Origin of the sequence: Bartonella sp. AA83SXKL (assembly GCF_042196965.1) — a bacterium.
Taxonomy (GTDB): Bacteria; Pseudomonadota; Alphaproteobacteria; order Rhizobiales; family Rhizobiaceae; genus Bartonella.
The window spans coordinates 77,219-97,371 of the sequence record NZ_JBHIRG010000001.1 but is presented as its reverse complement, the minus strand read 5'-3'; the positions used below and the strand labels follow the sequence as shown (position 1 = coordinate 97,371).

The 20,153-nt window shown below is 38.1% G+C and carries 15 protein-coding genes; 4 read left to right on the top strand and 11 right to left on the bottom strand.

All coding sequences use genetic code 11. The features are described 5' to 3' along the window. The first annotated feature begins 17 nt into the window (after positions 1–17). Entirely contained in the window at positions 18–1,322 is a 1,305-nt protein-coding gene (gene pncB, locus ACFINO_RS00355) for a nicotinate phosphoribosyltransferase (protein WP_375633685.1), read from the top strand. A 1,484-nt stretch (positions 1,323–2,806) separates the two neighbouring features. On the opposite strand, the gene ACFINO_RS00350 is transcribed toward pncB, so the two are convergent. The 10 genes from ACFINO_RS00350 to nth all read right to left on the bottom strand — a co-directional run bounded on the left by ACFINO_RS00350 (position 2,807) and on the right by nth (position 12,551). Beyond that, entirely contained in the window at positions 2,807–3,193 is a 387-nt protein-coding gene (locus ACFINO_RS00350; protein WP_375633686.1) for a YbaN family protein, read from the bottom strand. Between the two features lie 408 nt (positions 3,194–3,601). After that, on the bottom strand, positions 3,602–4,507 hold the full coding sequence (locus ACFINO_RS00345; protein WP_273790250.1) for a metal ABC transporter permease: 906 nt from the start codon (positions 4,505–4,507) through the stop codon (positions 3,602–3,604). After that, positions 4,504–5,370: a metal ABC transporter permease gene (locus tag ACFINO_RS00340; RefSeq protein WP_375611406.1), complete on the bottom strand. Its 867-nt coding sequence runs from the start codon at positions 5,368–5,370 to the stop codon at positions 4,504–4,506. Before ACFINO_RS00340 ends, ACFINO_RS00345 begins: the two co-directional genes overlap by 4 nt. Next, complete coding sequence (locus ACFINO_RS00335) at positions 5,367–6,197, bottom strand: manganese/iron ABC transporter ATP-binding protein (RefSeq protein ID WP_273790252.1); 831 nt, start codon at positions 6,195–6,197, stop codon at positions 5,367–5,369. The genes ACFINO_RS00340 and ACFINO_RS00335 overlap by 4 nt, the downstream gene beginning before the upstream one ends. Then, entirely contained in the window at positions 6,194–7,102 is a 909-nt protein-coding gene (locus tag ACFINO_RS00330) for a metal ABC transporter substrate-binding protein (RefSeq protein ID WP_375620851.1), read from the bottom strand. Before ACFINO_RS00330 ends, ACFINO_RS00335 begins: the two co-directional genes overlap by 4 nt. 290 nt (positions 7,103–7,392) lie before the next feature. Further along, positions 7,393–9,807 (bottom strand): phenylalanine--tRNA ligase subunit beta, encoded by a 2,415-nt coding sequence (gene pheT, locus ACFINO_RS00325; RefSeq protein WP_375654744.1) that lies wholly within the window; start codon positions 9,805–9,807, stop codon positions 7,393–7,395. A 32-nt stretch (positions 9,808–9,839) separates the two neighbouring features. Next, a complete protein-coding gene (gene pheS / locus ACFINO_RS00320; protein ID WP_375639516.1) occupies positions 9,840–10,922 on the bottom strand; it encodes a phenylalanine--tRNA ligase subunit alpha in 1,083 nt (360 codons plus the stop codon). Between the two features lie 94 nt (positions 10,923–11,016). Further along, positions 11,017–11,418 (bottom strand): 50S ribosomal protein L20, encoded by a 402-nt coding sequence (gene rplT / locus ACFINO_RS00315; RefSeq protein ID WP_012754515.1) that lies wholly within the window; start codon positions 11,416–11,418, stop codon positions 11,017–11,019. Between the two features lie 33 nt (positions 11,419–11,451). Continuing rightward, a complete protein-coding gene (gene rpmI, locus ACFINO_RS00310; RefSeq protein ID WP_183193590.1) occupies positions 11,452–11,655 on the bottom strand; it encodes a 50S ribosomal protein L35 in 204 nt (67 codons plus the stop codon). Positions 11,656–11,810: 155 nt separating this feature from the next. After that, a complete protein-coding gene (gene nth / locus ACFINO_RS00305; protein ID WP_375612818.1) occupies positions 11,811–12,551 on the bottom strand; it encodes an endonuclease III in 741 nt (246 codons plus the stop codon). A gap of 120 nt (positions 12,552–12,671) precedes the next feature. Between nth and ACFINO_RS00300 the strand changes: the two genes are divergently transcribed. From ACFINO_RS00300 to ilvD, 3 genes are all read left to right on the top strand, one after another. Continuing rightward, complete coding sequence (locus ACFINO_RS00300) at positions 12,672–13,103, top strand: Hsp20 family protein (RefSeq protein ID WP_375612819.1); 432 nt, start codon at positions 12,672–12,674, stop codon at positions 13,101–13,103. 26 nt (positions 13,104–13,129) lie between these two features. Then, entirely contained in the window at positions 13,130–13,381 is a 252-nt protein-coding gene (locus tag ACFINO_RS00295) for a DUF1150 domain-containing protein (RefSeq protein ID WP_012754519.1), read from the top strand. Positions 13,382–14,356: 975 nt separating this feature from the next. Next, positions 14,357–16,195 carry a dihydroxy-acid dehydratase gene (gene ilvD, locus ACFINO_RS00290; RefSeq protein WP_375633691.1) on the top strand — a complete coding sequence of 613 codons (1,839 nt, stop codon included), beginning with the start codon at positions 14,357–14,359 and terminating at the stop codon, positions 16,193–16,195. A gap of 1,058 nt (positions 16,196–17,253) precedes the next feature. Here ilvD and mutS read toward each other — a convergent pair. Continuing rightward, positions 17,254–19,998 carry a DNA mismatch repair protein MutS gene (gene mutS, locus ACFINO_RS00285; RefSeq protein WP_375654741.1) on the bottom strand — a complete coding sequence of 915 codons (2,745 nt, stop codon included), beginning with the start codon at positions 19,996–19,998 and terminating at the stop codon, positions 17,254–17,256. Positions 19,999–20,153 lie beyond the last annotated feature (155 nt).

Here is a 20,153-nt window from a genome sequence, read left to right as displayed (position 1 = left end):
AATGAAAGAAAAAGGTTATGAATCATCCGGATATTGCTAGACGTGTTTACAATCACACTTGGAAGCTTGATCCCATTATTCGGTCACTTCTTGATACGGATTTTTATAAGCTTCTTATGGTGCAGATGATTTGGGGGTTATACCCTAATGTTAATGTTACTTTTTCCCTCATAAGTCGCTCTAAAACAATACGTCTTGCCGATGATATTGATGAGAGTGAATTACGTGCTCAACTTGATCATGCTCTTAGTTTGCGCTTTACAAAAAAAGAAATGATCTGGCTTGCTGGTAATACATTTTATGGACGCAAACAAATTTTTGAACCGGATTTTCTTCAGTGGCTTGAGAATTTTCAACTCCCAGAATATGAACTCACCCGCAAAGATGGCCAATATATCCTTCATTTTCATGGACCCTGGGCCCATAGTTCCATGTGGGAAATTCCTGCCCTTGCTATTATTAGTGAATTACGTTCACGTGCTGCTCTCAAAAAACTAGATCGTTTTGCTCTTGATGTACTTTATGCGCGTGCTAAAGCAAAAATGTGGAGTAAAGTTGAACGTCTCAAAAAATTGCCTGATATTAAAATATCTGACTTTGGGACAAGGCGCCGCCATTCTTTTTTATGGCAGCGCTGGTGTGTGGAAGCATTAAAAGAAGGCATTGGTCATTCTTTTACTGGAACTTCTAATGTTCTTCTTGCCATGGATACGGATTTAGAAGCTCTTGGAACCAATGCACACGAATTGCCTATGGTTATTGCGGCTCTCAGCAACAACGATGATGAATTACGCAGAGCTCCGTATCAAGTCTTGCAAGATTGGAATCGTTATTATGGTGGAAATCTTCTCATTGTTTTACCTGATACCTTTGGTACAGAAGAATTTTTACGCAATGCACCAGATTGGGTTGCTGATTGGACGGGTTTCAGACCCGATAGTGCGCCCCCTATTGAAGGTGGCGAACGTATTATTCAATGGTGGAAAGAAAAAGGAAAAGATCCACGCAAAAAACTTTTAATTTTTTCTGATGCTCTTGATGTCAATACAATTGAAAAAACCTATCATCATTTCCATGGTAGAGTGCGCATGAGTTTTGGATGGGGCACGGATCTTACCAATGATTTTACAGGCTGTGCACCTCAGGAAATCAAAACTCTTGATGCTCTTTCCCTTGTTTGTAAGGTGACCTATGCCAATGGTCGACCAGCCGTAAAACTTTCAGATAATCCTGAAAAAACGATTGGTGATTCAAAAGAAGTACAACGTTATCTCAATTTTTTTGGTAATAAAAAGCGAATTGCTAGACCTATAAAGACATAGTTTCCGGTTCTTTAAAACAAGTATATTGACTCATCATATTGTTTATAAGATTGATTTTTGTTCTACCCTAAGGATGAGGATTCTTAACCTTTGCTGGTCTGTAAACAGTTCGGCTGTTTTTGAGCAGATTCTACTTGGCCTACCATGCATACGCTTCACTTACATAAGGCGCGATAGATAAGACTTAAAAGTATTTACGACGCATTAAAAAAACACTTAACGTGCCAAGGAAGTTTAGCCAAGGAGATTTTCTCATTTTAACCCTGTTAAATCAAGCACACTCATCTCCTTGCATGTATGAAGGTTTTCAAGTTCTAAGGGTTATTGTTGTAGTTTGACAGTAGGTTTTATACTAAGTAGGAAGAGGTTGGATTAAGTAGGAATACGTGGTAATTTGTTGTTTTTATGTACAATTTTGACCATTAAATGCGCGTTTTATCAAAATAGATTTTGACACCTAAAATTGCAAAAATTACCGAAAATCAGAAAAAAGTGCGTTTCCATAAGTAAAAATGAGAAAAGGCTTTCAAAACCCTTTGAGAACATCTTTAAACTCTTTGAAAAAAATAAATTGGTACAAAATTTAGTGTCAAAATATACAAAACCAGATGACAAGCTATAATTGTAGCATTAGGAATTACTAAGGCAACATTGGAGGATGACAAATAGCATGGTGACTGTCGGTGTGTATTTTGCAAGGCAAGGATGATGGTGCTCAAATAGATTTTATACATGTTACAGGAGATTTTACTTTATCCATGTATAGTCTGCTATTATGAAATGAGTAAAGCGTTGAGAAATGTTTCATTAAAAATAAATGTGTAAATAACATGATTTGGGAGACCTTTTGTTTTACTTGAGGGGCATGACTTCATTAAAAAACAAAGAATGCAATAATATTTTTATTTCGAATAAGCTTTATACAAAGACAGAAAAATTATTTATTCGCATATTATAATAAGAATGCGTGTATATATAAAACCATTTGAAAAACTCTGTTGTTTCTTATGAATTATTCTTAAGTTAATAACAGATGTAACATTAAAGATTGATATAATAGACCGGCTTCTTAACTGTATAAGTATAAAAATGATGGTGTTTAGTAAGCTTTGTATTATATCCTCATTAAGAAATATGAAAAAAACGAAATGTCTTTTAGAAAGAAATGACTATCATATCAATGACTTTTTAATGATGTATATGTAGAGATTCATACAAACATGCTTTACAGAAATAAAGACTCTCTTCCATGAATGTGATTTATCATTGTTTACCAAGAGAGAACATTTTGAGTGTTCATAAACAATTTTCTTTGTTCATAAAAATTATTTCACAAACATATTATTAATTAATTGCGTTCAAAAAGCTTGCTATTTCATATGCATTTTGGAAATGGAGAGCTTATATTCAAAACTTAAAAGTTCTCATAGTTTTTACAAATAAGCCGAAGCTAAAAAGAGTATCCCATAAAGCCTTTTTTATCATTAGGAAGATGGACGTGTTACAATATAAATGGCAATCAGCAATAATATAACCGCAACAAGTAAAGAAATCCACAAAGGAGGGTGTAGCATTACAAAAAAGGATAAAAATCCTCCTGTCATACTCATCATTGCAAAAACTTTAACAAATGGAGAGATTGCTTTTTTTTCTTCCCATCGCTTAATAGGGGGACCCAAAATACGATGATTATTCAACCATTGATGAAAACGTGGAGAAGAACGCGTAAAACACCATGAGGCAACCAATAAAAAAGGCACAGTTGGCATAATAGGTAATACGACACCGATAATACCTAATATAACCATCGCCCACCCTGCTATATAATAGCAGATACGTAAAGGGTGCGATATCTTCAAATCTTTTTTCATTTTCTCGTACTATTTTCCTCTACGCAAAACCCTATACAAAAACATTGTATCTGTTTTTTTCTGTTTACATGTCTGAGTGCACAATTACGCTCTACCCCTTCATGTGTAAGTGTCTTTGCTGTTATAAGTTCCTTGAAAATACCGAATAGCTTACACAATATTATAATCATTTTAAATGATTTCAAGAAAAGAGGAGAGATTTTAGAAAAACAAAAAAATAAAAAGGCTGCAGAAGAAATCAATGCAGCCTCTTAATTAAGAATGCAGTTTTGGGGGGGAGAAAATTTACTGCATTCACCTGCTAGATATTAGGAGGAAAAATAACCTAGCACCCCGGACTCTAATTAAAATAAAAATGAGAAACAATATATAAAAATGCATGGCTGATATGCATGAATTTTAACACTTTCAAGTCTCTTGAACTGTGTTTCGACGAAAGAAAATCATCATGAAAATAGCCATAAAAATCAACGTCAAGATCAACACAATTGTGGAAGCAGAATCAGAGCCGATAAATAAGCTGAGATAAATCCCTAAAAAACCAGAAAAAGCTGCAACAAGTATCGCGATCATTAACATAAAAGAAAACCGCTTTGTGACAAGATAGGCAATTGCTCCTGGTGCTATCAGTAAAGAAATAACGAGTACGATACCTACAGCTTTCAAAGCTGCAACAATTGTAAGAGAAATCATCGTTAGCAGGGTATAGTGGAGTAGAGATATTGGTAACCCCATTGCACGTCCTTGAACTGTGTCAAAAATATACAGCATAAAGTCGCGCCATTTTGCTGCTAAAATAAAAGTGACAACAGCGGAAATGATTGCCGTCTGCGTTATATCAAGCCAGTTAACACCCAAGAGATTACCAAATAGAATATGATTCAAATCTAAGCTACTATAAATAGACGTGGCTAAAACAAGCCCCAAACCAAACATTGAAGAAAAGACCACACCCATCACCGTGTCCTGTTTGATACGGCTATTGCTCCCTAAAAAACCCGTTAATAGTGCACACACCATTCCTGCAACAAAAGCACCGCAAGTAATCAAAGTCATTGTAATATTCTCTGGACGCATATGCTGAAACCAAGCAAATGGCAAAGAAGTTAAAAATGCGATTACCCATGGTGTTGTCATATAACCAACAACAACACCTGGAAAAACTGCATGAGAAATGGCATCGCCTAACAGCGCCCATCCTTTCAAAATAAGAAAACAGGAAAGCATCGCCATGGGAATAGAAAGAATCATGACAATAAGCATACCCTTAAGCATAAAAGAAAACTGAAACGGAAGCAGTAATTGATCAATCATGATAATATTACACCCTTTTTTGCCGCATTTATGCGTAAGCGCGCAGCAATAAACCCATGTTTAGGAGCAAAAATAAAAGCCAAAACAAATAAAGATGCTTGAAAAAGCACTACAACCCCCCCTGTTTGTGCATTCAAAAAATAACTCACATAAACACCCAAGACACTTGTGAAGGTTCCAATTACAACTGCAATAACCAAGATGTTCACGAAACGATCACTTAAAAGATAGGCCGTTGCCCCAGGTGTCACAACAAGACAAATGACTAAGAATGCTCCAACGGTTTGCATCGCAGCAACAGTACAAGCGGCAAGCAATGTGAAAAAGAGAATCTTTAAAAATTTTACGTTTAATCCAATGGCATGCGCATGCGTTTCATCAAATAATGACACAAGAAGATCTTTCCATTTCAAAAGCAATATAAGCAACGAAACAAAGCCGATAAAAGCCAATTGTAGAATATCTGTTGAACTCACTGCTAAAATATTTCCCAAAACAATCGTATCAATATTAACAGCCATTGGTTTTAATGATTTGAGAAACAACCCAAAGGCAAAAAAGGAAGAAAAAATGAGCCCAATAATGGTATCTTCTTTAAGCTTTGTCCGGTGGTTAAAAAAGAGCATTGCTGCTGCTGCAAGACCACCAGAAAAAAAAGCGCCGAGTGAAAAAGGTAACCCTAAAAGGTAAGCTCCTGCTACACCAGGAACAATCGAATGGGAAAGTGCATCACCAATCAATGACCAACCTTTTAACATCAAAAAAGCTGAAAGAAAGGCACAAACACACCCAACTAACCCAGAAACCCACATTGCATTCACCATATATTGATAGCTCAGTGGCTCAAGCAACCAAGAAATCATGCAACGTGCTCCACTCTTTCAATATCTTCACAAACTGCAGACTGCTTTCTTCCCATGAAAACATCATTTTTTTTTGTGGTTTGAAGATCAAAAATATGGTGGTGCAAAGACCCTCCAAAAGTTTTCTCCAGATTTTCCTTTGTAAAGATTTTTTCTGTTAACCCAGAAGCTAAAACAGTACCTTTTATTAAAACTGTATGATCACAAAATTCGCGAACAGAACCCAAATTGTGAGTTGAAACCAAGATCACTGCTCCTTCTTTACGGAGATCTTGTAACAAAGCAATGATTTTATCTTCTGTTGTAACGTCAACCCCTGTAAACGGCTCATCTAATAAAATAGCTTTTGCTTTCTGTGCAAGAGCGCGCGCTAGAAAAACACGCTTTTTCTGTCCACCAGAAAGTTCTCCAATTTGGCGCTTGGCAAAAGCCAACATATCAACGCGTTCTAAGGCAATACGAACGGCTTCATAATCTTGTGTACGGGCATAGCGAAAGAAATTCATATGACCGTACCGCCCCATCAATACAACATCTTCAACCAAGACAGGAAAATTCCAATCAACATCTTCACTTTGAGGAACATAAGCAATAAGATTTTTTTTCAAAGCTATATCAACGGGCAAATCAAACATACGAATTTTTCCCTTTGAGGGGCGTACAAACCCCATAATCGCTTTAAATAACGTTGACTTACCGGATCCATTAACACCAACCAATGCCGTAATAGAACCCTTTGGACTTTCAAAATTCACTTCGCGTAAAGCTGTATGTCCATTACGATATGTTACCGTTACTCCTTGGGCAAAAATTCCACATTCCGTCATTGGTTTTTTACTCCCTCTACTAAAGCATTGCTAATACGTCCACTCGTGACACGTAATAAATCAATATAAGTGGGTACCTCACCATTTTTCTCACTTAAAGAATCAACATAAAGAACACCACCGTATTTAGCCCCTGTTTCTCTGGCAACCTGCTTGGCAGGCGCAGGGGAAATAGTGCTTTCAGAAAAAACTGCATGAATATTGTATTTGCGAACCATATCGATAACATGCTTGACCTGCTGTGGTGTTCCTTGTTGGTCAGCATTGATGGGCCATAAATAAAGTTCTTTTAGATCAAAATCACGCGCCAAATAGCTAAAAGCCCCCTCACTGGTCACAAGCCAACGTTTATCTTGCGGTACAGCTTCTAATTCAGCCCTAATTGGATCAATCGTTGCACGAATTTTCTGTTTATAAATTTCAGCATTCTGTTTATAAATTTCAGCATGTTCAGGATCATATTTTACAAAAGCATCGCGAATATTATCAACGTAAATCAAAGCAGAGGTCGGTGACATCCACGCATGAGGATTGGGTTTACCGCTAAAGGGTCCCTCACCAATTTTAATGGGTATAATACCTTTTGAAACAACAACACTTGGAACATCCTTGATATTTTGAAAAAACTTTTCAAACCAAAGCTCTAACTCTAAACCATTCCACAATACAAGGTTAGCTCCCTGAGCACGCATAAGATCGCGTGGGGTAGGTTGGTATTCATGAATTTCCGCACCTGGTTTTGTAATGGATTCAACATCAGCGGCATCACCTGCTACATTGCGTGCCATATCAGCAATGATAGTGAATGTCGTAACAGCTTTAAATTTACCAGCACACAAAGCAAAATTGGGTGTAAAAAAAATAACACTTCCAAAAACTATGGTGAAAAACGTTCTTACGTTCATTGATTCTCTCTTTCCTTTATATGCCTTCTTTTTATTGCAAATAATTTGCATTATCATTTAGCAATAGCAGTTATCTTTTACATTTGCAATGAAGGATTAAGAGAAAAAATAACTTTTCAAGATGTTTAAAAACAGTTTTTTCATATTGAAAAAATTGATGATTTAAGCAGCTTGTTTTGGTAAGGAGGTTCCCTTTCAAGAAGTTCTATAGCTCTTGAATGCCAAACAAAAAGGGAGCACTCAAAAATGCTCCCACTTCATGTAAAATATCTCATAAAAAATGAGAATACTCAGTAGCGTAAATATGCACCTGTCATTTTGGTAACATTATCCACGATCTTTGAGGCAAGCTTTTCTAAATCTTCATCTGTTAGAGTCCGTTCTATGGGCTGAATAGTTACTTCAATTGCAACAGATTTTTTATCTTCACCAAAGCTTAAATCTTCAAAAATATCAAAAACCTGCACTGAATGAATAAGTTTTTTATCGGCTCCACTTGCCGCCCGAATAATAAGAGAAGAGGCAACAGTTTTATCCGCTATAAAGGCAAAATCACGCCGCACCATTTGAAAAGGTGAGAGTTTCAAAGGAGGGCGGCTTTTGGTCGTTTTTTTCTTTGATTCTGGAATTCGATCTAGAAAAATTTCAAAGCCGCATAAAGGTCCACTGACATCTAACTTTTCTAATGTAGCAGGATGAAAAACACCAAAAAAACCAAGAATAATCTTTGATCCAAGTTTTATGACACCTGAACGACCAGGGTGATACCAATCAGGTGCTCCAACTTCAATCTGCACTTTCCCAACATCCATATCGCATGCTTCTAAAATAGCTAAAGCATCTGCTTTGGCATCAAAAACATCAACGACGGTTGCATTTCCATTCCAAAAACGCCCAGCCCCTTTAAATTGCTCTGTTCCGCGACGAATTCCACTAACAACACGGTGTTGTTTATCAGGGGTGTCGCCCTCATAAATACTTGAAACTTCAAACAAAGCAAGATCGGAAAAACCACGATCAGCATTTCTTTGTGCCGCTATAATCAAACCAGGTAAAAGGGAAGGACGCATCATTGACATATCAGCAGCAATAGGATTAACTAATTTAAGCTCTTCTTGACCTCCTCCAAAAGCAAGAGCTTGATTTTCAGAAATAAAAGACCATGTCACCGCTTCTTTCATACCACGTTGCACTAGAGCCAAACGTGTAGCACGTGAACGAATTTGTGCGCATGTTAAAATTTGATCTTTTCCTTCTGCAAAGTTTTCCAAAGGAATAGGTTTAATTTTATCTAACCCATAAATTCTCATAACCTCTTCCACCAAATCGGCTTTACCCATAATATCAGGGCGCCATGATGGTACTTTTACCGTAATAACATCTCCTTTTCCTTCAACAAAAAATCCAAGTTTTGTTAAAATAGAGATGACTTTTTCAGGCTCTATTTCCAAATTTGTTAAACGTTTAATTTCAGAAAAAGGAAAAGCGATCTGTTTGATTTCTTGTTGCTGATAGCCAACGATCCTCTTTTTAGATACTTCACCACTACAAAGACGTAAGACCAATTCTGTTGCAATCTCAAGTCCTGTTTCTATAAAAGCCGGGTCAACACCTCGTTCAAATCGATAACGTGCATCACTGATAAGACCTAATGCTCTTCCTGTTTGTGCAATGCTTCGCGCATCCCAAAGCGCCGATTCAATAATAACGCGATGTGTTGTTTCATCACAACTTGTTCTTTCACCGCCCATGATACCGGCAATCGAAACAATCCCCTCATCATCTGCAATGACACAATTCTTAGCGCCCAGATGATAGATTTTTCCGTTCAGTGCTTGAAGCTGCTCTCCCTCACGCGCGCAACGTACACACAAATTACCTTTAATTTTATCTGCATCAAAAACATGGAGTGGACGACCAAGGTCAAAACTGATGTAATTGGTCATATCAACAAGCGCATTAATCGGTCTCAAACCAATTGCATTCAAACGCTGTTGCATCCACTGTGGTGATTCGCCATTTTGAACATTGCGTACTTCACGCCAAGCGAAACCTAAACATAATGATGAACCTTGCGAAAAATCTAATGAAACATCGAGAGGTGTTTCAAAAGAAGGCTCAAATTTTGACAAAGATAATTCTTTTAATTTTCCCATTCCAGCGGCAGAAAGATCACGAGCAATACCGCGAACACCTGTACAATCGGAACGATTGGGGGTCAAACCAATATCAATAACCGGATCATCTAAACCAGCATAAGCTGCAAATGAATCTCCAATAGGTGCATCTTCTGGAAGTTCGATAATTCCCTCATGTTCATTTGATAATTCAAGCTCCGCTTGCGAACACATCATCCCAAAACTTTCAACCCCGCGGATTTTTCCTACAGATAATGTCACATCAAGTCCTGGGATATAAGTGCCTGGTAGTGCCAGAACACCTACAAGACCTGCTCGTGCATTTGGTGCTCCACAGACAACTTGAACAGGTGTAGCAGTTCCTGTATCCACTGATAAAATTTGAAGTTTATCGGCATCAGGATGTTTTATTGCTATTAAAACTTTTGCAATCATAAAACCTTTTAAAGAAGACCGATCATCAACGTGATCAACCTCAAGACCGATAGCGGTTAATTTTTCACAAATTTCATTCAAAGATGCATTTGTTTCTAAGTGATCTTTTAACCACGACAATGTAAACTTCATTTTAAAACCTCACATGAAAGCGATGACTAAGATCACACGTTTTTATTAGGAAAAAAAGCAGGCATATCAAAGCAACGAAAGCCATAATGGTCTAACCAACGCAGGTCAGCATCAAAAAAAGCCCGCAAATCAGGCATACCGTATTTCAACATGGCAATACGATCAATGCCCATGCCCCATGCAAAACCTTGATATTCATCGGGATCTAAACCAACATTTTTCAACACCTGGGGATGCACCATTCCGCATCCTAAAATTTCCAACCAATCCTGTCCTTCTCCGAACTTTACTTCTGAACCAGAACGATCACATTGAATATCCACTTCCATAGATGGTTCGGTAAAAGGGAAAAAAGAGGGACGAAAACGCATTTTTACAGAGGGAACTTCAAAAAATTCTTTACAAAAGGTTTCATGTAGCCACATCATATGGGCAATGGTGGAGGTTTTATCGATGACAAGACCTTCTACCTGATGGAACATGGGAGAATGTGTTGCATCCGAATCCATGCGGTAAGTTTTTCCAGGAATAATGATTCGTATCGGTGCTTTTTGTTTTTCTAGTGTACGAATTTGTACGGGTGATGTATGGGTTCGCAATAATTTTCGTTCTCCCATTTTATCAACATCAAAAAAGAAGGTATCATGCATTTCACGCGCTGGATGCCCTTCAGGAAAATTCAATGCCGTAAAATTATAATAATCTGTTTCAATATCAGGTCCCTCTGCAAGAGAAAAACCCAACTTTGTATAAATGGCAATAATTTCCTCAATCACTTGTGAAATAGGATGAATGCGTCCCCGTTCTATAGGTGAAGAGCGAACAGGCAAGGTAACATCAACTGTTTCACGAGAAAGACGGGCATCCATTGCCTGTCTTTTCAGAAGATCACGCTTTTGTGCCCATAATTCTAAAATGCGATTTTTTAATCCATTAAGAACTGGTCCAACTTTATGGCGCTCGCCAGCATCCATTTTTCCTAATTCTTTTAATTTTTCAGAGATACTACCTTTTTTACCCAATGCTGCAATACGCACTTCTTCAAGTGCTTGTTCATCACCTGCTGCCTCTAAGGCTAAACAAATTTCTTGTTCCAGACGCTCAATATCATTCATATTTTTGCCTATTTTTTAATAAAGAAAAACCCGCACTCGCAATAGCCAGCACGGGACCTCGAATAAATGAATGCTTTAAGAGAACACGACTGGCTTATTTGACAGCGCCTTCGAAAGCATTAGGTGTCGTATCTTTTAAATATTCTAAAGCTTTTTTTGCCGAAGCTACTAAAGCAGAAAATGCTTCTGCCTCATGGATTGCTATATCTGAAAGAACCTTACGATCAACCTCAATACCGGCTTTTGATAAGCCATCAATAAAACGTCCATAAGTTAAACCTTCTGCGCGAACAGCCGCATTAATTCTCTGAATCCACAAAGCACGGAAAGTACGTTTCCTATTTTTGCGATCACGATAAGCGTATTGCTTTGAACGATCAACCGCTGCTTTAGCTGCACGAATGGTATTTTTACGACGACCGTAAAAACCTTCAGCCTGTTTAAGAACTTTTTTGTGCTTAGCGTGTGCTGTCACACCTCTTTTCACACGAGCCATATTATAATCTCCTCAAAATCAAAAGCGTAAGGTTTAAATACCATTCGGCAAATAATGCTGAATGACTTTTTTAGCATCTTGTTCACACAAAACCATTGTTCCACGTGCATCGCGAATAAATTTATTCGAACGCTTAATCATGCCGTGGCGCTTACCGGCAGCTGCTACTTTAATTTTGCCTGACGCAGTGATTTTAAACCGCTTTTTAGCGGATGATTTGGTCTTCATCTTGGGCATTTTGCTACTCCGTACATTAATTTATTCAATCAAACATTTTATTCACTCAAGCGGACCAACGCTTGAACAAGCACTTAAACAGCCACGGCATGCCCTGCCGGGCGGCTCTTAAAGACGTTTTCATAAGCTAGTATACACAAAATAGCAAGACCGTATTACAAAAAAATCGGCGCTCCATTGCCTTGAAGCTCAACCAAAGGTGCTGGAATTGCATTTGTTTTGATGGCTGCTTTACATAAATCGGCAATAATGCATTGCGTACATTGTGGTTTACGGGCTTGACAAATATAGCGACCATGTAAAATTAGCCAATGATGCGCATGGCGAATATAATGAACCGGTATAATCTTTAATAATTTTTTCTCAACAATTTCTGGTGTTTTGCCAGGCGCCAAACCAAGACGATTGCTTAAGCGAAAAATATGTGTATCTACTGCCAATGTAGGCTGACCAAAAGCAACATTCAAGACCACATTAGCCGTTTTGCGCCCCACTCCAGGAAGGGCCATGAGTGCTTCACGCGTATCGGGTACTTGACCGCCATAATAATCAATTAAACAGTTGCAAAGCGCATAAACATTACGTGCTTTTGCACGCCAAAGGCCAATTGAACGGATATGATTTGCTATTTCTTCTTCCCCTAATGCAACCATTTTTTCCGGTTGATCAGCAAGGCAAAATAATTCTTTTGTCGCTTTATTAACGCTTACATCTGTCGCTTGAGCCGAAAGCACAACGGCAACTAAAAGTGTAAAAGTATTTATATAGTTAAGATCACTCTTAGGTGTTGGGCGTTGCACAGAAAAACGGCGAAATATTTCCGCAATTTCATCTTTATTATACAATATACTAGATAAATTTCGCACCTTTGATAATTTTATGTTACTTTGAGGCATTGAACTCTCTTAAATCTTCTCTCTTGAAGTTATCATTCACGCTCGCCATATGAGAGGAGTGCAGCGAACACTTTTATAGAGTTTGGTCAAGTAAAGCCGTTTTAAAGAGGATACTCATGAATGACACATGTGACGCCTTTCTCCAATCCTTTTCTTTTAGGGTTTGAAACCGTAGAAAAAATATTGCAACGTATCGGTAAAGCTGATGAGGCTTACCCAGCCTATAATATTGAACGTTTGCATAAAAGTGATGATGCAAATCATATCCGGATAACTTTGGCTGTTGCTGGATTTAAGATTAACCATCTTAATATTTTACTCGATGATAATCAATTGGTTATTCATGGTAAACAAACAGACAACCAAAATCATCAATATTTATATCGCGGTATAGCTGCGCGACAATTCCAGCGAACCTTTGTTCTCGCGGAAGGGATGCATGTTACAAATGCAGAGTTGAAAAATGGTCTTTTATCAATTAATCTGTATCAACCAAAATTAAAAAAAGAAATAAAACAGATTCCAATTAAAGTCAGTAGTGGTGAGTCATAAAAGTTAAGGCGTAAAGGAACAGTGAAATGGGAGAACACAAACAAAACTTGTCGTTTCAGAACACATCCTACTCTGATGCGGGACAGATTGCCTATTTAAAAAAAGTTTGTACAGATGATCTGGCTAAAAACTTTCCAGATCTTCCACCGATGACCCCAGGCATTACGATATGGGCTCTCTTTGGTGAAACAGGTTATCCTATCATTTTATCCGATGAGCGTTCTATCGCTCTTGCTGGAGCCAATGAGCATGAACTACAAATTGTAACTCTGCACTAGATTACCTTACGAGAAAACGCTGTACTCTTTGTGAATTCTATCTGTTTTTTCGTAAAGGGTGTAATGTGAGTTATAATGAGATAAGTATTGGTTTATATTCATAATTAATTTTTTACAACTGGAATGAGAGTCCCGAATATCATAAGGTTCTCTCATTTTAGATCCTCTTGTATTAAAACAATTAAAGTCACTTGCTTGTATGTCACACGCAGGGAAAGCCGTGTAGATAAAAACGCTTGAAGGAAGGAATAAAAATATCTCTTGTTAATTGTCTTAATTACCAAGGATGTTCGCAATATTGGGGATGAGAAAAATGTATGATGGTGTCAGTTATCTTCTTCATAAGTGTGAAGATGTCCCTTATAGATTTATATTATTCACGGGGGCTGTTATACCATTCATAGGCGCTATCGTGAAATGGGCTCGAGTGCATTGAAAGATGTCTCTTTAAAATGAGTACATAAAGGCTATACAAGTGTATTTTGTTTGGTGTGTTTTGTTCTTCCTGAGGGGAGTAGCTCTATTGAAGAGTGTAAAAACAAAAGCATGAGATAATGCGTCATCATTATTTAAAAGATATTTTTATGAATGCGTTTGAAAGGTGTAAAGCTGAATTGTAAGGAGATAATAGATTTTTACCACGATTTCTTTATATTCTTTCCAATTCCAGAGATTACGCAAACAGATAGATGCAATATACTAACCAAATCTGGCATACAAAAATCTGGAACTGTTCATGTCACACTGAAGCGTTTTGATATTTGTCTCAAACGTGGACTTGCACAAGGATTAGATGTTGATTAACAGGTAATAAAAAACAAAGGCTTTATGAAAAAGTTTATGCAGAGCTTTTAATTTTGTGCTTCAAATGCCGCAGTACAAGGTATTTTTCTCTTTTGAATATTAAAGCTCTTGTTTTTATAATGAAGTTACAGCACAAAAAGCAAAATGGAATTATTTGAGGGGAAAAAAATAATGCCTTCTTACCGTTCAAGAATATCAACCCACGGGCGTAATATGGCAGGAGCCCGCGGACTTTGGCGTGCAACAGGGATGAAAGATACTGATTTTGGTAAACCCATTATTGCGATTGCGAATTCTTTTACACAATTTGTACCAGGGCATGTCCATTTAAAAGATCTTGGGCAATTAGTCGCGCAACAGATAGCAGTTGCCGGTGGTGTTGCGAAAGAATTTAATACCATTGCTGTAGATGATGGAATTGCAATGGGGCACGATGGAATGCTCTATTCGTTGCCCTCACGTGAAATCATTGCTGATTCTGTAGAGTATATGGTTAATGCACATTGTGCAGATGCACTTGTCTGTATTTCTAATTGTGACAAAATTACGCCTGGTATGTTAATGGCTGCTTTACGGTTGAATATTCCGACAATCTTTGTTTCAGGCGGTCCTATGGAAGCAGGTAAGATTAAATGGAAGGATCAAGATCTAACGGTTGATTTGGTCGATGCCATGGTTGCAGCAGCTTCAGAACAAAATTCAGAAGAAGAAGTGGCTGAAATGGAGCGTGCTGCTTGTCCTACATGTGGTTCTTGTTCAGGAATGTTTACGGCCAATTCTATGAATTGCTTAACGGAAGCATTGGGGCTTTCTCTTCCCGGAAATGGATCAATGTTAGCAACACATGCAGATCGACGAATGCTTTTTGAAGAAGCTGGAAAACAAATTGTTGCATTGGTTAAACGTTATTATGAAAAAGATGATGAAACAGTCTTGCCGCGCTCTATTGCTTCACGCAAGGCTTTTGAAAATGCAATGACCGTTGATATTGCTATGGGGGGATCAACCAATACAGTACTGCATCTTTTAGCCGCGGCGCAAGAAGGTGAGGTGGATTTTACCATGACGGATATTGATCATCTTTCACGTCGTGTTCCTGTTTTATGTAAGGTTGCTCCTGCTGTCGCGAATGTACATATGGAAGATGTTCATCGCGCTGGTGGTATTATGGGGCTTTTAGGTGAACTGGATGCGGCGGGACTCATTGATACGTCAACTTATACGGTTCACGCAAAAACAATGAAAGAAGCTCTTTACCGTTGGGATGTGAAACAAACTAATGAACCAACAGTTCGTACATTTTATCGTGCTGCTCCTGGTGGCATTCCAACACAGACAGCTTTTAGCCAATCTTGTCGCTATGAGAGCCTTGATCTTGATCGTGAAAAAGGTGTGATTCGCAATAGGGAACATGCATATTCACAAGATGGAGGATTGGCAGTTCTTTATGGAAATCTTGCAAAAGATGGCTGCATTGTAAAAACAGCAGGCGTTGATCAATCAATTTTAACTTTTAAAGGTCCGGCAAGAATTTTTGAAAGCCAAGATTCAGCTGTTTCAGCTATATTAACTGATAAGATTAAAATAGGTGAAATTGTTTTAATCCGTTATGAAGGTCCACGTGGTGGACCTGGAATGCAAGAAATGCTTTATCCAACAAGTTATCTCAAATCTAAAGGATTGGGCAAGGTTTGTGCACTTGTTACGGATGGACGTTTTTCAGGGGGAAGTTCAGGGCTCTCGATAGGACATATTTCACCAGAAGCTGCTGAAGGAGGAGAAATTGCGTTGGTGGAGGAGGGGGATATCATAGAAATTGATATTCCAAATCGTAAAATTCATATGTTGGTGGATGACGTTGAGATGAAGCAGCGCCGTGCTAAGATGGAAGCAAAAGGAAAAGGTGCTTGGCAACCGATAGAGAAGCGTCAGCGTAAAGTTTCAAAGGCTCTCAAAGCCTATGCAGCGATGACCACATCTGCTGCAAAGGGTGCAGTACGTAATATTTGATGAGATGAATGACGCGTCTTATAAAAGAGAGATAGTATTCTGATTTTTTGCATCTTTTACACGATATTCTAAGCTAATTATTTTATGAGCTTATCAGAATATTTCGAGTCATGATCAGTATGATTAAAAAGCTATCAATACAACTAAAAGCTGCTGCGGATTGCTTATTTTAGCAGCTATGTAAGACAGATAAAGATAGATATGGTATGATTACGTTTCATATCATATTTCAATTTTATACGAAATTACGATTTCCTGTTCTTATATTTATGAAAGATATTTATTGTACTGGTGGCATTATCTTGTTGTACCGTAAAAACACTGTCATTTAGAGCTGTGATATACGGCATCCTACTTAATATATTTAGTGTGTGGTGAATATTCTTAGACTTGTTTATCAAACTTTGAGTTTAAGTGAATTACATGACTAGGAAGTCAAGGTAAATCCCTTAGAATCTGGACTGTTTGCAGACTTGATTCGAATGAAAATCCTTATCCTTTGAGGTGCGGGAAGGAGTTCAAAGATGTTTATGAAAATAAAGTACTGCTGTGATATATCTGATTATATGTTTCATATGAAAACAGTAAAAGAGCTCTTTATAACTTAAAATGTGAAGCATAACTTAAAATGTGAAGAAAATGCGAGATCCATTATCCATGAATTTATTATGAAAAATGGGGAGGCATCCCAACACCGACAGCTTTAAACTAAAACTGTTGCTATGATAACAATAATATTGATTGTGAAAAAGCATAATTCATTAAATGTTGCGTATTTGCAAGGTGGAGGAGATTTCATGACAATCTTTGCAAAAAACGACTATCTTGTAAAAATAGTCGATATTGACCAATTTTTTGTATACGGGCCAATGTTGATCTAAGGAAATATGAAATATAATGCATAGGATTTTGCTTCTATAGGCAATTACACTTATCAAAATATATTATGTAGAAAAGCGATGGGAATACGGTAAATAACTGTTTGTGCTGTGGTACATCAAAAAGGGTTCTTTATCTCCTATTAAGAAGGTTTTTTAATAAAAAATAACATCTGTTTTCTATAAAGGGTTTCTCTTTTCAAGCTGTTTGAGGTGGTAAATTGTTTCTAAAGCTTGTTTAGGAGAGAGTTCATCGGGATGGATATTTTTTAAAGCTTCGTGAAGTACACAATGTTTGTTTCTTGCTTCATTGACGGGAGATGTTGCTTTAAGAGAAAAGAGTGGTAAATCATCAATGAGTTTATGTCCTTTTCCAGCCATTTCACCTTGTTCTAATTGATGGAGTACATCTGTTGCTCGTGTAATAACGGCTGGGGGAAGTCCAGCAAGCTTTGCGACTTGTACACCATAGGAACGGTCAGCAGCTCCTGGTGTGACCTCATGAAGAAAAACTACATCACCATCCCAATTTTTGACTTTCATGGTTACATTATGCAGTCTGTCAAGTTTTTCGGTAAGTGCGGTCATTTCATGAAAATGGGTAGCGAGAATAGCACGACAATGGTTAACCTCATGGAGATATTCAACGGCAGCCCAAGCAATAGAAAGTCCATCAAAAGTTGATGTCCCACGCCCTATTTCATCAAGAATAACAAGGGAATGGTGGCTAGCATGATTGAGAATCGTTGCTGTTTCAACCATTTCCATCATAAAGGTTGAGCGCCCCCGTGCAAGATCATCGGAAGCCCCGACACGACTAAACAGGCGATCAACGACACCAATATGTGCTGAAGTCGCTGGAACGAAGGACCCCATTTGCGCCATAATAGCAATGAGAGCATTTTGCCGCAAAAAAGTTGATTTTCCTCCCATATTAGGCCCTGTCAACAGCCAGATTGCTGCATATTGCTGATTTTCTTGCACAGAGAGATCACAATTATTGGCAATAAAAGGTTCTGCTGCTTGTTTGCGGAGTGCTTGCTCGACGACAGGATGGCGTCCTGCTGTGATATGAAAGGTAAGTGAAAGATCAATTTTAGGGCGGCAATAGCCTTGTTCTTCAGCAAGATATGCTAAGGCGACAGAGACATCTAAAATAGCAAGTGCTTCAGAGGCTTTACGAATAAAATCAACTTGTTCGGTAATTTCCTGAACGAGAATATCAAAAATCTCTAGTTCAAGTGTCAATGCGTGATTGGCAGCATGGGCAATACGGCTTTCAAGGTCAGCAAGCTCTGTTGTCGTAAAACGCATAGCGTTTGCCATTGTTTGCCGATGAATAAAACGTGCTTTAGCTTGTGGATTATTTGTAAGGGCAGATGCTTGTGTACTGGTTACTTCAATGAAATAACCTAGAATATTATTATGCTTTATTTTAAGAGTCTTAATATCTGTTTCTTGGGCATATTGCGCTTGAAGTTCAGCAATGACACGGCGCGATTCATCACGTAAAGCACGCATTTCATCGAGCTCTTTATGATAATTTGAACGAATAAAACCACCATCACGTTTAAGGAGTGGGAGATCATCAGCTAATGTTTGTTCTAAATGAAAGTACAACGCTGTGGGTAAGTTTGAGAACACCTGTTGTACATCACTTATTTCTTGAGGCAGAAGCTCATTATTAAGAAGTTGATGCAATTCACGAATGATTTCAAAGCCGCGCTGGATTGTCGCCATATCACGGGGACCTCCTCGTCCAAGAGCCAAACGTGAAACGGCGCGGGGCATATCTGGTCCCCCCTTTAAAATAAGTTTTATCGCTTCCGCAAGAGAAGGATTATGTAGAAAAAAATCGATAGAATCCAAACGCGTATCAATAGCTGAAGGAGTTGTGAGGGGAGCAATAAGGCGGTCAATAAGAAGGCGTGATCCTCCTCCTGTTACAGTGCGATCAATAGCTTTTAATAAACTTCCATCCCGTTGACCTGATGTCGTTCGAATAAGTTCAAGGCTTAGTCTGGTTGCAGCATCAATAAAAAGAGTTGCACTTTCATTTTGGCGCTCAGGCTGCATGAGGGGAGGGCGATGCGTGATTTGTGTTTTTTCGATATAACGAATAGCAGCTACAATTGCAGAGAGTTCACAGCGTGAATAATCGGCAACGCCTTCAAGAGTTGAGAGTTTAAAATAATTGCAAATATCGCGTTCAGCGGTGAGTGCATCAAAGAGACAAGCAGGTTGAGGTGAAACGATACGATCAAGAACACTAAAAAGTGACTTGTGAGATTTATCATGAAAAAATGAATCAGAAACAATGATTTCTTGTGGATCCACACGCATAATATCTGCTAAAAGTTTTTCTTGGCGGCTCTCTGTTACACGAAATATGCCTGTTGAGATATCAATCCAAGAAAGAGCAAATTCCTCTCCATCGCTAGTTTTTATACGGGAAAGTGTCATAAAATAATTTGCGCGTGTTGGATCAAGGAGTTTTTCTTCTGTTATCGTTCCAGGGGTTACAAGGCGAACAACATCACGCCGAACAACAGATTTTGAGCCACGTTTTTTTGCTTCAGCAGGATCTTCTATTTGTTCACAAACAGCAACTCGGTAACCACAAGCAATCAGTTTTTGTAAATAATCATCTGCTGCATGAACGGGAACACCGCACATAGGAATATCTTGTCCTAAATGTTTTCCGCGTGCTGTGAGTGTGATTCCTAAAGCCTGAGCAGCTTCAATCGCATCATTAAAAAATAATTCATAAAAATCCCCCATTCGGTAAAAGAGAAGGGAATCATGATGGACGGCTTTGATTTCTATGTACTGCTCCATCATAGGTGTAAGACGTTCTTGAGAGGAAGCAGATGGGGAGGCAGGCTGTGGAATTAAATTATTTTTATGATTGTTTTTTTTATCCATTTGTACGAGGCCTGTTTCCTTTAAGTGAAGTTTTTACTCTTTTTTGTTTACTTCAATATCTATTTATCTCTAAATTGCAACGCATCATCAGATTTGCTAAGGCAAGAATAGCGATTTCTAATATATGAATCAAATTTAATGACTATACGCATTAT